The organism is Nesterenkonia sedimenti (genome assembly GCF_012641515.1).
Lineage (GTDB): Bacteria > Actinomycetota > Actinomycetes > Actinomycetales > Micrococcaceae > Nesterenkonia > Nesterenkonia sedimenti.
This window is the reverse complement of the sequence record NZ_JABAHY010000001.1, coordinates 458,770-471,463: the sequence shown is the minus strand read 5'-3', so window position 1 is coordinate 471,463 and position 12,694 is coordinate 458,770. Positions and strand designations below refer to the sequence as shown.

Annotated in this window: 14 protein-coding genes; 8 read left to right on the top strand and 6 right to left on the bottom strand. The window is 62.4% G+C overall.

The features are described 5' to 3' along the window. Window positions 1–4: 4 nt before the first annotated feature. The 3 genes from HGQ17_RS02345 to HGQ17_RS02335 all read right to left on the bottom strand — a co-directional run bounded on the left by HGQ17_RS02345 (window position 5) and on the right by HGQ17_RS02335 (window position 1,409). Window positions 5–193, bottom strand: coding sequence for a hypothetical protein (locus HGQ17_RS02345; RefSeq protein WP_168886332.1), 189 nt, complete (start codon window positions 191–193; stop codon window positions 5–7). Beyond that, window positions 190–546: a PadR family transcriptional regulator gene (locus HGQ17_RS02340; protein WP_168886331.1), complete on the bottom strand. Its 357-nt coding sequence runs from the start codon at window positions 544–546 to the stop codon at window positions 190–192. The genes HGQ17_RS02345 and HGQ17_RS02340 overlap by 4 nt, the downstream gene beginning before the upstream one ends. Window positions 547–620: 74 nt before the next feature. Then, window positions 621–1,409 (bottom strand): alpha/beta fold hydrolase, encoded by a 789-nt coding sequence (locus tag HGQ17_RS02335; protein WP_168886330.1) that lies wholly within the window; start codon window positions 1,407–1,409, stop codon window positions 621–623. 18 nt (window positions 1,410–1,427) lie between these two features. On the opposite strand from HGQ17_RS02335, the gene ku reads away from it, so the two are divergent. From ku to HGQ17_RS02300, 7 genes are all read left to right on the top strand, one after another. After that, the gene (ku, locus tag HGQ17_RS02330) at window positions 1,428–2,252 is read left to right on the top strand and encodes a non-homologous end joining protein Ku (RefSeq protein ID WP_168886329.1); all 825 of its coding nucleotides are present in this window, start codon (window positions 1,428–1,430) and stop codon (window positions 2,250–2,252) included. A 78-nt stretch (window positions 2,253–2,330) separates the two neighbouring features. Further along, window positions 2,331–3,011 (top strand): hypothetical protein, encoded by a 681-nt coding sequence (locus HGQ17_RS02325; RefSeq protein ID WP_168886328.1) that lies wholly within the window; start codon window positions 2,331–2,333, stop codon window positions 3,009–3,011. Next, window positions 3,008–3,580, top strand: coding sequence for a hypothetical protein (locus HGQ17_RS02320; RefSeq protein ID WP_168886327.1), 573 nt, complete (start codon window positions 3,008–3,010; stop codon window positions 3,578–3,580). The genes HGQ17_RS02325 and HGQ17_RS02320 overlap by 4 nt, the downstream gene beginning before the upstream one ends. 3 nt (window positions 3,581–3,583) lie before the next feature. Next, a complete protein-coding gene (locus HGQ17_RS02315; protein ID WP_168886326.1) occupies window positions 3,584–4,198 on the top strand; it encodes a DUF3558 family protein in 615 nt (204 codons plus the stop codon). 68 nt (window positions 4,199–4,266) lie between these two features. Further along, window positions 4,267–5,208 (top strand): ABC transporter ATP-binding protein, encoded by a 942-nt coding sequence (locus tag HGQ17_RS02310; protein WP_168886325.1) that lies wholly within the window; start codon window positions 4,267–4,269, stop codon window positions 5,206–5,208. After that, complete coding sequence (locus HGQ17_RS02305) at window positions 5,205–5,675, top strand: DUF202 domain-containing protein (RefSeq protein WP_168886324.1); 471 nt, start codon at window positions 5,205–5,207, stop codon at window positions 5,673–5,675. Before HGQ17_RS02310 ends, HGQ17_RS02305 begins: the two co-directional genes overlap by 4 nt. Before the next feature lie 10 nt (window positions 5,676–5,685). Continuing rightward, entirely contained in the window at window positions 5,686–6,000 is a 315-nt protein-coding gene (locus HGQ17_RS02300) for a DUF202 domain-containing protein (RefSeq protein WP_168886323.1), read from the top strand. On the opposite strand, the gene HGQ17_RS02295 is transcribed toward HGQ17_RS02300, so the two are convergent. The 3 genes from HGQ17_RS02295 to betT form a co-directional block, all read right to left on the bottom strand. Then, complete coding sequence (locus HGQ17_RS02295) at window positions 5,997–7,571, bottom strand: GMC family oxidoreductase (protein ID WP_168886322.1); 1,575 nt, start codon at window positions 7,569–7,571, stop codon at window positions 5,997–5,999. The two genes, HGQ17_RS02300 and HGQ17_RS02295, sit on opposite strands and share 4 nt — an antisense overlap. A 35-nt stretch (window positions 7,572–7,606) precedes the next feature. Continuing rightward, on the bottom strand, window positions 7,607–9,079 hold the full coding sequence (locus HGQ17_RS02290; protein WP_168886321.1) for an aldehyde dehydrogenase family protein: 1,473 nt from the start codon (window positions 9,077–9,079) through the stop codon (window positions 7,607–7,609). A 115-nt stretch (window positions 9,080–9,194) separates the two neighbouring features. After that, a complete protein-coding gene (gene betT, locus HGQ17_RS02285; RefSeq protein WP_168886320.1) occupies window positions 9,195–11,336 on the bottom strand; it encodes a choline BCCT transporter BetT in 2,142 nt (713 codons plus the stop codon). A gap of 258 nt (window positions 11,337–11,594) precedes the next feature. Here betT and ychF point away from each other — a divergent pair, with 258 nt between their 5' ends. Further along, a complete protein-coding gene (gene ychF, locus HGQ17_RS02280; RefSeq protein WP_168886319.1) occupies window positions 11,595–12,692 on the top strand; it encodes a redox-regulated ATPase YchF in 1,098 nt (365 codons plus the stop codon). Window positions 12,693–12,694 lie beyond the last annotated feature (2 nt).

Below are 12,694 nucleotides of genomic sequence, written 5' to 3'. Positions count from 1 at the left end.
CGATTCATCTTCCAGGGGAGAGGTGATCATGCCCTCGGAGGTGCTCAATCCCCACCTCCGCCAGGGCCGCGCCGATCTCCTCGCCAGCAGCCTGGCGAATATTGAGCTCCATGGTGAAGGTGGCGGCCCATTTGGGATCAACATGCGGAGCCATCTCGTGCTCGAACCGGTACTTACTGCTGTTGCTGCTCATGATCGCTCCTCGGATTTCGCTGTTCCTTCAAGGATCTGCTCGGTGACCTCGGCGAATGCGCGCCATCGTCGACTCATCTGCTCCAGGGCAGCTCGGCCCTGATCGGTGAGCACGTAGTACTTCCGTCCTGGGCCGCCCTCGCCGGGGCGCCATTCGATATCGACCCGCCCAGAGGCCTCGAAACGCTGCAGCAAGGGGTAGAGAGTGCCTCCTTTGACCTTGCCGAGTCCCCCGGTGGCCAGCCGGGAAGAGATCTCATAGCCGTAGGTGGGGCCATCGGCGAGGATGCGCAGAACGCACAGCTCCAGGACCCCGCGCAGCCACTCGGCCGGCCACTCCTCAGTTGAACTCATACCTAGATGGTGTCACTAACTAGTCAGGTGTGCAACCTAGTTCGGCGTGGTTGAGAACTATTGAAGGACGGCTCTCAGCTGAGGAAAGACTTCAGCAGGGCGGTGAAGACCTGGGGCTGTTCGGCGTGGACCCAGTGGCCGGCGTTCTTGATGGTGCTCAGCCGGGTCCGCGGGAAGAGCTCGCGCATTGCCGGGGCGTACTCATCCTCCACGTAATCGGAGTTCTCCCCGGCGATCCAGAGTACGGGGCCATCGAACTGCTTATCCGTTAGATCCGGGAAGTCGCCGATCACCGGCAGCGAGGAGCGCAGCAGCCGAAGATTCGGCCGCCAGGTGAAGCCATCGGAGGTCCGGGTCAGGCTCTGCAGCAGGAACCCGCGGACCATATCCTCAGGAATCGGATCCTGCAGCCGCTTATCGGCCTCACCGCGGGAGTTGATCTCCTCCAGCGGCAGACTCAGGAGAGCATCCAGAAGGTGTTCGAACTCGTCCATATCCTTCCGGGCGGCAGGGGAGATATCCACAATCACCAGCCGCTCGACCAGCTCCGGGTGGCGCAGAGCCAGAATCATCGCGATCTTCCCACCCATGGAATGGCCCACCAGATGCACCGGCTGCTCGCCGGCACCTTCGGTGCGCAGCTTCTCGGCTACGAGATCAGCCTGCTGGATGTAGTCGAACTCATCGGTCCAATCACTGGCGCCGTGATTGGGCAGATCCACCAGAATTGACTGGAACTCCGGCTGCAGTCCCTTGGCGATCTGGGTGAAATTCTTCCCTTGGCCGAAGAGCCCGTGCAGGAAGACCACCGGCTGCCCGGAATCACCGAAAATTTCAGAATTGATGGAAAACTCATGGCTCACCCTGCCAGGATAGAGGGTATGCGCGCTATATGGACCGGCGAGGTCAGCTTCGGGCTGGTTTCCGTGCCGGTGAAGCTCTACTCCGCCACCAAGAGCCACGATGTCAGCCTCCACCAAGTCCACGATGCCGATGGCGGAAGGATCCGCTATCAGCGCCGCTGCGAGGCCTGCGACAAGGTCGTCGACTATAAGAACATTGACCGGGCCTACGATGACGGCGAAACCTCGGTGATCATCACCAAGGATGAGCTCTCCGACCTCCCAGCCGATGAGTCCAAGGAGATCGCCGTCGAGCAGTTTGTGCCCTCAGACCAGATCGACTCCATGGTGATGGATAAGTCCTACTACCTGGAGCCGGCTGGGAAATCGGCGAAGTCCTATGTGCTGCTGCGCCGCACCCTGGAGGAGGCCGATCGGATGGCCGTGGTCACCTTCACCCTCCGGTCCAAAACGCGGCTGGGTGTCCTGCATGTCCGCGATGACGTCATCGTTCTGCAGGGGCTGCGCTGGGCCGATGAACTGCGCGAGCCAGAGTTCGACATACCCAAATCCCGGGTCTCGAAGAAGGAGCAGGAGATGGCCGCCTCCCTGGTGGAATCCTATTCCGAGGACTTCGAACCTGAACGCTTCACCGATGAGTACCAGGAGCAGCTGCAGACCCTGATCGAGGAGAAGCTGGAATCCGGTGAGGAGATCGACACGGAGGCCACCTTCGGAGAAGTCGATGAGGACGACGAAGGCGAAGGAAACGTCGTCGACCTCATGGAAGCCCTGAAGAAATCAGTCGATGAGCGGCGCAAGAAATCTAAGAGCTCAGGTGGGAGCAAGAAGAAGTCCGCCTGAACACGCTCCTACGTGGCGTCCAGTCAGCATCCAGCGCCATTCCCGTATTCACGCAGAGAGCTTTCCTAGGTTCGGTGCATGACGTACGCAGGGCATAGCATCACCACAACGGGACTCAGCGTCCTCGGCGCTGCAGCCCTGATCGGGCTGACTACCGGCTGCGGCGATGATGAACCCGAAGTGGAGACTGTCCATCCCGATACCGCCGAAACGGCCTGGCCCGAAGACGAGGAGGCCGATGGCGGCGAGGAAACCCCTGATGATGAGGCCATGGCAGGAGAAGCCGAGGTCGAAACTGAGGGCGAAGAGGCCGAAACCGAAGCTGACGCGCAGGGCGATACTCTCCCGACCCAGGACGTCGAACACATCGATGACATTCTCTGTGACCTCCTCAGTGCCGGAGAGATCGAAGCCAGTACTGGCTATGGCCCCTTCACCGAAGGGGAGATGAACGAAGAAGAGGCCAATCTCCCAATTTGCTACTGGGGCGACCAGGAGGATGAGAACCGGGGAGTCAGCGTCTACGGCGTCAGCGGCACCGCGGATGCCGCAGAGGAGTATTTCGAGGGCCTAGCCTCGGGGGAGTCGGTGGAGATTGAAGGGGCCGATGAGGCCTCAGTCGACGCTTATGAGCGGGATATGGTACTGATCCGCATTCAGGATGAGGTTTTCCGTGTCGATACCTTTGGTATGGATAATATGGAAGAAGACAATTACATCGCTCTAGCGGAAACTCTTATCAGCAACCACGGATCATGACTCTTGAAAAACGCTCAAAAGCCGTCCTCAGCACCTTCTCATTACTGGGGGTGGTCGCTTGTGCGGATAATGATGCCGATGCCGAGACCGAAGAAGCAGAGGACCTCGAGGTTCCCGAATGGGCAGGGGAGAGCGGTGTCGATCTTGTCATCCTTGAAGATCAGGAGGATGCCTGCAGTCTCCTGAGCCCCGAAGCGATTGAGGAGATCATCGGCGTCGGCGGTCATGAAGTGGACCCTGGTGACACGCACTTCATTCTCGCAACGGGCATGATGATGCGAGACTGTCGTTTTAATAACTTTGAGGCCCCCGAATCCGCGCTCACCGTGGGCGAGAACACCCACCTTGACCCGGCGGCGATGCTAGAGGACTACTACGGGGAAGATCAGCGGCCAGTTGAGGTCGAGGGTGCCGAAGAGGCGGCGGTTCATGACACTGAAGGAAAAATCGCATGGTGGCGTGGCGAGACTTTCTACAGGGTGGAGCAGCAGATACCTACCGAAGAAACCCGGCCTGATGACGAGATCCTCATTGAGCCCGCCGAGACCGTCATCCGGAACGAGGGATGAGCCATGCCACCGCAGCCGAGAACGACTAGGGCGTTGGCGCTGGTCGGTGTCATCGGTCTTCTTGCAGCCTGCGCCGAGGAGGATCCCGCGGAGGAACCCCGCGAGGATCCCACAACTCAGGACCAGGAGAGCCCATCACCCCAGGAATCCCCAGAAGAGGAACCCACTGAAGACAGTCCGGGCGATTTCATCGCACCCGGAGGTGAAGGTGGTGCCAGCCTCGAGTCCGCATGTGACCTCCTGAGTCCAGCCCAGCTGGAGGAGATGACCGGGGCCGGGCCCTACCAGGATGGGGAGTCTGCTCTCGACACCATTGGCGAAGAGTCCCCAGGGGAGTTCACCACCTGCCAATGGGAATCACCTGAGAACCCCGATAACAGCATCCTGCTGCGCATCGGCTCAGCCGAGGAGAGCGAGTTCCTCCGCGAGGATGACGATGAACCCGTAGAAATCGCAGGCGCAGAAGAGGCCGCCTTCAATACTGAGCTCAGCCGCATCACCTGGAGCTATGAAGACACCCTCTATGTGCTGAGCCAAAGCAGCCGAGAGCCCGCGGACCTCTTCGACACCGAGGTGTTCATCGAGCTGGCCGAAACTGTCATGAGTAACCACAGCTGACAAATGTCATAGGCAGGTCGTGACACCTGCTCTAAGCCCGGCGATGTACCTCCACACAAGATGGAGGTATGAACACACAGAGAACGGATACACCACAGCCCGGGACAACCACTGCCGCGGTGACAATCACCGATGCTGTGCGCTCTTTCCCCGATGGTGACGGCGGGAAGGTCCGCGCCGTCGATGGGGTCAGCCTCAGCTTCGACTCTGGTGAGGTCACCGCCATCCTCGGCCCCAATGGGGCAGGAAAAACCACCCTGATCGACCTGATCCTCGGACTCAATACCCCCGAATCGGGATCCCTGACAGTCCTAGGCAGCAGCCCCAAGAAGGCCGCCCAGAACGGCAAGGTCGGTGCCCTGCTGCAGACCGGAGGGCTCCTGCCGGACCTCACCGTCAAAGAGACCGTGCAGATCATCGCCGCCCTGCATAAGCGGCACCTGCCGGTGGACCAGGTGATGGAAACAGCCGGCATCACCGGTATCGCCTCCCGAGCGGTGGGCAAATGCTCCGGCGGACAGCAGCAGCGGCTGCGCTTCGCCCTGGCCCTACTGCCCAAACCAGAGCTCATCATCCTCGATGAGCCCACCGCTGGGATGGACGTCTCCGCCCGTCACGAGTTCTGGGACCGGATGCGTGAGACCGCAGCCGGCGGAACCACCATCCTCTTCGCCACCCATTACCTCGAAGAGGCCGAACAGTTCGCCCGCCGCACTGTGCTGATGAACGCCGGACAGATCATCGCCGACGGTCCCACTGATGAGGTGCGTCAGCAGGCAGGTGCCGCCCATGTGAAAGTCACCTGGACGGCGTCGTCGGAAGAAATTCAGCGCATCCCACATGTGATCGACTACGAAATCCGCGGCGGCACCATCACCTTCCGGACCGATGACGCCGATACCCTTGCCCGCTACCTGCTGACCCAGACCGAGGCCCACGGCATCAGCGTCCGGCCGGCCAGCCTCGAAGAAGCGTTTATGCAGCTGACCAAAGAGGAGGCAGCCCGATGAGCCTCATGACCTATATCCTGATGGACTTCTGGCGGAACCTGCGGAACTTCGGCAACAGTTTCTTCATCATCGTTCTGCCGGCCGTGCTGTTCCTGATCTTCGGGGTCAGCGCCGACTGGAATGAATTCCCCCTGCCCACCGGCACCGGCAATGTCAGCGCCCACACCCTGATCGGGATCGCGGTTTACGGTGCCGCCACCGCCACCACCTCGCTGGCCTTGCTGGCCGGTGGGGTAGCGGTCGAAGCCCTGACCCAGGAGATCTTCGAACCGACCGTGCGCACCCTGTTGGCAGTGCTGCTGCTGGTCCTTGGGGTTGCCCTGAGCGCCGGTGCCTTCTGGCGCTGGCTCAAGGTGGAACGGAGGGTCCGGCAGAAGGACGCCCTACCGCTGCCGCTGATCGCCCCATTACTCGGAGCCGGAATCGCTGTGGTCTCTGCCCTGCTGATCTGGGCCATGCTGGCCTGAGGCTGCCCCAGTGCGGAGAACACATACCGATCCGGGCCTGCAGCCTGAACGCACACTGCTCTCCTGGAGCCGGACGCTGCTTCTTGTTCTGGTGGTCGGCGGTTTCTTCATCCGCTGGGTGCCGTATCACGGGGCGGCAGTGCTGGGGCTCTGTGCCGCAGCAGCCCTGGCCGCCGGCGGGATCTGGATGGGTCAGCGCCGGCGCTATATCCGGGCTGATGCCGGTATCAGCGCGGAGCGCTACCCACCCGCTCTGGGCGGGGCGCTCAGCCTCTCACTAGTGGTGATGGGGCTGGTCGCCCTCGCTCTGCTGCTGGTCCTCTAAGCGTTATCGCCCTTGATGAGGTCAGCGGCACGCTCACCGATCATCATGGTGGTGATATTGGGGTTGACCGTGGTGATCTCAGGCATCACCGAGGCATCAGCCACGCGCAGACCCTGAACGCCCTTGACCTTCAGATCCGGGGTCAGCGGGGACATCGCGTCATCGGCAGCGCCCATCCGGACTGTTCCCACCGGGTGGTAGACGGTGTTGTGGGTCCGGGAGACGTAATCGGCGATCTCCTCATCGGTCTGCACATCCTTACCCGGGTAGAGCTCCTCACCGGCCCATTCGGCCATCGCCGGCTGGGCGACGATCTCCCGGGCCAGTTTGATGCCGTCCACGGCCACACGCATATCGTGGCCCTCGGGATCGGTGAAGTACTTCGGATCAACCATGGGCTTATCCCGGTAGTCCCGGGAGCGCAGCCGCACGGTCCCACGCGCCTTGGAGTGGGTGATATTCGGGGTGAGCACAAAGCAGTTATCAGCAGTGGGGTAGCCCTGACGCACCGTGTGCATATCGAAGGGCACTGAGCCGTAGTGCATCATCAGATCGGGGCGGCCAGGCCGGTCGGAACGGCCGGTGCCCTCCAGGAGGTCAGCGAAGATGCCGATCTCCCAGAACTGGTAGCCCTCCTCGACCATGGGCTGCTTGGCCTCCCAGCCGATGACCGCCTCGGGGTGGTCCTGCAGGTTCGAACCCACACCGGGGGAATCGACCCGGGTGGGGATACCGTGCTGCTCGAGGTGCTCAGTGGGACCGATGCCCGAGAGCATCAGCAGCTTGGGGGTGTCGATAGCCCCGGCCGAGAGCACGATTTCCTTATTCGCGGAGATGGTGCTGGCCCGGCCGAATGCATTGTTCACCACCGAGACCCCTACCGCGCGGTCGCCGTCGAAGATCACCTCGCGGACCCAGGTATCGGTCAGCAGAGTGAAGTTCTCCCGCTCCAGGATCGGGTGGATATAGGAGACCGACGACGACGAACGAGTCCCGTCCTCACGGCGGTTGATCTGGAACCAGTTGGCGCCCTTGACCACAGTCTCACCGCTGTTGAACTCCACCCGCGGGATCCCCGCCTGCTCGCAGGCATCCAGGATGGCCACACCGCAGGGGTCATGCGGCGGGACGTTCATCAGCGTCACGGGACCCTCCTTGCCGTGATGGTCGCCGTCGTTCTCATTGGTCTCCAGGCGCTTCAGCAGAGGCCAGACGTTCTCGGCGTTCCAGCCCTCAGCACCCAGCTGCTCCCACTCGTCGATATCCTCCGCCGGAGGCCAGAAAGCGATGCAGGAGTTATGGGAGGAGCAGCCGCCGAGCACCTTGGCCCGGGCGTGACGCATAAAGGAGTTGCCGTTCTTCTGCGGCTCAATGAGGTAGTCCCAATCATAGCCGGACTCCAACAGCTCCATCCAACGGTTGAGCTGCAGGATCTCGTCCTTGCCCTGGTCAGTGGGACCGGCCTCCAGCAGGGCAACTGTCACATTGGGGTCCTCAGAGAGGCGGGCGGCCACGGCTGCGCCGGCGGAACCACCGCCGACGACGACATAGTCGAAAGTCTTCTCTGCCATATTCAGAATCTCCTTTATCCAGCGATCCGGGATGCTCAGTTATCGGAGAACCAGCCGGAGACGGCGGGCTCGGTGTTCTCGTAGACATGCTTGGCCTCGCGGTACTCCTCGAAGCCGATATGGCCGAGCTCGCGGCCGAATCCGGACTGTTTGAACCCGCCCCACTCAGCCTGCGGGAGGTAGGGGTGGTAGTCGTTGATCCAGATGGTGCCGTGGCGCAGCCGGGAGCTGACCCGGTGGGCGGTACCACGGTTGGAGGTCCAGACCGCACCGGCCAGACCGTAGTGGGTGTCATTGGCGGTGGCGATGGCCTCCTCCTCAGTGGTGAAGGTCTCCACGGTGATCACCGGGCCGAAGGCCTCCTCCTGGACCACGAACATGCCGCGTTTGACGTCGTCGAGCACGGTGGGGGCGTAGAAATAGCCGTCCTTATGCTCATCGGAGCCGAAGTGGTGTCCGGTGCGCAGGGTCGCGCCCTCGGCGATGCCCTTCTCGGTGTAGTCGTGGACCTTCTGCCGGTGCTCGGCGGAGATCAGCGGGCCGGTTTCGGCGTTCTCATCGAAGGGCCCACCCATCCGGATCTTCTCGGCGCGGCGGACAAGTTCGGTGACGAACTTCTCCTTGATGGACTCCTCGACGATCAGCCGGGTACCGGCCGAGCAGACCAGGCCGGAGTCCAGGAAACCGGCGTTGAGGGCATTGTCCACCGCGGCGTCGAAGTCCGCGTCGGCGAAGACCACATTGGGGTTCTTCCCGCCCAGTTCCAGGGCCACCTTCTTCACCGTCTCGGATGCCGATGCCGCGATCTTCCGGCCGGTGACCAGGCCACCGGTGAAGGAGACCATATCCACATGCGCATGCGAGGACAGCGGTGCGCCTGCGGTGGCACCGGGGCCGGTGATGAGGTTGGCAACACCTGCGGGCAGACCCGCCTTCTCGAAGACGTCCATGATCAGCATCCCGGTATGCGGGGTCAGCTCTGCGGGTTTGAGCACCAGGGAGTTGCCGGCGGCCAGGGCCGGGGCCAGCTTCCATGCAGCCTGCAGCAGCGGGAAGTTCCAGGGGGTGATCAGACCACAGACACCCACGGGTTCGTAGACGATCTTGGAGATGACGGTGGGATCTCCAGCGTCGACGATCCGGCCGGCATCGGAGTCAGCCAGCTTCCCGAAATGCTTGAAGCAGCCGATGATGTCGTCCATATCGATCTGGGCCTCGACGAACCGCTTACCGGTGTCCAGGGCCTCCGCGCGGGCGAACTCATTCTTGCGGTCCTCAATTGCCTTGGCGACCTGCAGCAGGAACTCTCCGCGCTCGGATGCGGGGGTGTCGGCCCAGACCCGGGAGTCGAAGGCTTTGCGGGCTGCGGCAATGGCTTTGAGGGTATCGGCTTCACCGGCCTCAGAGACCACACCGACCTCGGTGCCGTCTGCGGGGCAGTAGATGGTGCGGGTCTCGCCGCTGGTGGCGGCCACCCACTGGCCGTCGATGTAGAGCGTGGCAGTCATGATTACTCCTTGACGTAAAGATGTGGAGGTGAGGCGGTGCCGGGTCCAGCCTAGCCAGCCGGGCCCGGCACTGTAACGGCCCGCAGGCCGGTGATCTGCGACGGGGCGGGCCCTCCTATTCGGAGGTGCCGCGGGTCCGGACGTGGTCCCAGTCATCTGGGATGGAATCAGGGTTCAGGGGTACCGGGGCGGCGCCGTCGTCGTCGTTCATCCGCAGCACCACCAGGTGACGCTCATATGCGTCGAGGATGTCGCAGATCAGCTGCTCTTTGGAGTAGCCGTAGACGTCGTAGCCGGCTGAACCGGTGGCGGAGAAGACCTCCACCCGGTAGTAGGTCTCCTCGCTGGTGTTCAGCCGCAGCGCGAAGTTCGGCACCGAGTATTCGATGGGGTAGGCCTGGTACTTGAACATGGCCTGGTCGCCGAAGTCCACGTGGAGATCGATCTGCGGGATGCCGCCGTCGATCTCGGCCTCGGTCTCGGGGACGGTGCCGCGTTCGCAGTAGACGGTGGCGCCCTGTTTCTCCAGTTCTGCGGCGACCTCCTCCACAGCAGGCATGGCGGTGTTCTCCATGTACTCGGAGATTTCCTTGCCGCTGGGGTAGTGCATATGCCGGGCCAGGCGGCGGCGCCAACGGCCTGGGCTGGTGCCCCCGGCCTCGGCGATCCGTTCGGAGAGGGCGGAGGGCAGTGTGGCTTCCATGGAGTCGGCGTTGTACTTCTCCTGGCGCAGGGCGCGCCAGACGCTGACCATCAGCAGGTAGAGCACCAGGGACAGCGGAACACCGATGATCACTGCGGCCATCTGCAGGGAGTCGATGCCGTTGAGCATTAGCATCACCAGGGTCAGTGCGCCGATGATGATCGACCAGACGATACGCAGCCAGGAGGGGCCATCGGAGTTGGCGTTTTCAGTCTTGGAGGTGAAATTGGCCAGCACCAGGGCACCGGAGTCCGCACTGGTTGCGTAGAAGAGCAGGCCGACCAGGACCGAGAGGCCGATGATGAAGGTGGCACCGGGGAATTCGGCCATCAGGGAGAAGTAGCCGGCGCCGTCGGGGTCCTCGGCCATTTCTGCGAATGCTGCGTCCCCGGGGACATCGCCAGCCTCGTGACCCATGATGCGCATGATGGTGGCGTTGCCGAAGATGGAGATCCACAGGGCGTTGAAGGCAAAGGGCACCAGAAGCACGCCGATGATGAACTGGCGCAGGGTGCGCCCGCGGGAGATTCGGGCCAGGAAGAGCCCGACGAACAGTGCCCAGGCCATCCACCAGGTCCAGAAGAAGATAGTCCACCATTCGACCCAGGCCTCGTCGACCCATTCCTCGGAGGTGTCGAAGGCGAAGGTTTCGGTCATCATGCCCGGCAGCAGGGCGAAGAAGTCACCGACGTTCTTCACCAGGGCGTTGAGCAGCCGGACGGTGTCTCCGGAGATCAGCACGTAGAGCATCAGGGCGATGGCCATCAGGACATTGAGCTCGGACAGGCGACGGATACCTTTCTCAACACCGGAGACGGTGGAGATGGTGACGACGACGGCGGCCAGCACAATGAGTCCGGCTTGGACCCCGGTTCCTGGGGGAATGTCGAAGAGGTAGTCCAGTCCGTAGGAGAGGAAGACCACGCCGATGCCGAGGCTGGTGGCGATGCCGAAGATGGTGCCCAGGACGGCGGCGATCTGGACAGTGTCGCCGGCGGGGCCCTGGGCACGTTTGCCGATGATGGGGTAGAGGGCGCTGCGGATGGACAGCGGCAGGTGGTACCGGTAGGCGAAGAGGCCGAAGGCGATACCGGTCAGGGCATACATGGCCCAGCCGGGGATGCCATAGTGGAACATGGTCCAGATGGCGGCTTCCTCGGCGGCCTGCAGGGTCTCGGGTCCGGCGCCGGGGCCGAGCCGGAGGTTGGTGGCCGGGCCGATGACGGCGAAGAACATGAGGTCCACACCGATACCGGCGGCGAAGAGCATCGATGCCCAGGTGAAGAGGCTGAAGCGTGGTTTGGAGTGGTCGGGGCCGAGTTTGGTCCGTCCCACCCGGGTGAAGGCGATGATCAGGACGAAGACCACGATGATCGCGGCGGTGAGGATGAAGTACCAGCCGAGGTTTCCGCTCAGCCAGTCGAAGGCGGTGCCCAGTGTGGCCTCAGCGGTGGCCGGGGAGAACGCGGCCCAGAGGGTGAATGTCACGATGAGGGTGGCGGAGATGCCGAATACCGGCCAATTGACCTTGGAGACTGCAGGTGCAGTTGCCATGGATTCCTGCTTTCTGTGAATGACCTCTTGGTTAGGGAGTGATGTACGGGGGCAAACGGGCCTACGTTATGCAATTGCACAGAGGTTGTGGCTTGAGTCGTGGGTGGGCGCAGTCGCGGGTAGCCGCGTGATCATGCGGGAAGCAGCCTGTTGACAGCATCTTACAGCTGTGTCGAATATCACGGGCCTGTGGGCGTCGTCGGGCTTTATGGCGGGGGAATCGCGGCAGTCGGCGGCGGGACGGTAGGCTAGGGGCCCGTGGCACTGACTATAGGTATTGTGGGGCTGCCCAATGTGGGCAAGTCGACCCTCTTCAACGCTCTGACCCGGCAGACCATTCTGGCTGCTAACTACCCGTTTGCGACGATCGAACCCAATGTGGGCATCGTGAATCTGCCTGATGAACGGCTGGATAAGCTCGCTGAGATCTTCAGTTCGCAGAAGATCATTCCGGCCACGGTCTCCTTTGTGGATATCGCCGGGATCGTCAAGGGTGCCTCCGAGGGTGAGGGCCTGGGCAACCAGTTCCTGGCCAATATTCGTGAGGCCCATGCGATTGCGCAGGTGGTTCGGGTCTTTGAGGACGAGAATGTGGTCCACGTGGACGGGAAAGTGGATCCGGCCTCTGACCGCGAGACGATCAATACTGAGCTGATTCTGGCGGATATGCAGACCCTGGAGAATGCGATCCCCAAGCTGGAGAAGCAGGTCAAGGGCAGGAAGGCCGAGCAGTCCACGCTTGATGCCTACCTGGGGGCGCAGAAGGTCCTGGAGGACGGGCGCACGGTGTTCTCGGCCTCGGATTCCCTGGATATGGAGCAGCTGGCTCAGTTGAACCTTCTGACGGCTAAGCCGCAGATCTATGTGTTCAACGCCGATGAGGGTGTGCTGGGTTCCGCTGAGAAGCAGGCTGAGCTGGCTGAGTTGGTTGCTCCGGCCCAGGCGGTGTTCCTGGATGCGAAGATGGAGTCCGAGCTGGTGGAGCTCTCCGAGGAGGAAGCCCGAGAGATGTTGGAGCTCAATGGTCTGGAGGAGTCCGGGCTGGATCAGCTGGCTCGCGTGGGCTTCGAGACCCTGGGGCTGCAGACCTACCTGACCGCCGGGCCGAAGGAGGCCCGCGCCTGGACCATCAACCAGGGCGACACCGCCCCGGAGGCGGCCGGTGTCATCCACACCGATTTCCAGAAGGGCTTCATCAAGGCGGAGATCGTCAGCTATGACGATCTCGTCGCGGCCGGCTCCATGGCTGAGGTCAAGTCCGCCGGCAAGGTCCGCATGGAGGGCAAGGACTACGTCATGAAGGACGGCGACGTGGTCGAGTTCCGTAGCGGATTAACATCTGGTGGTAAGAAGTAGCC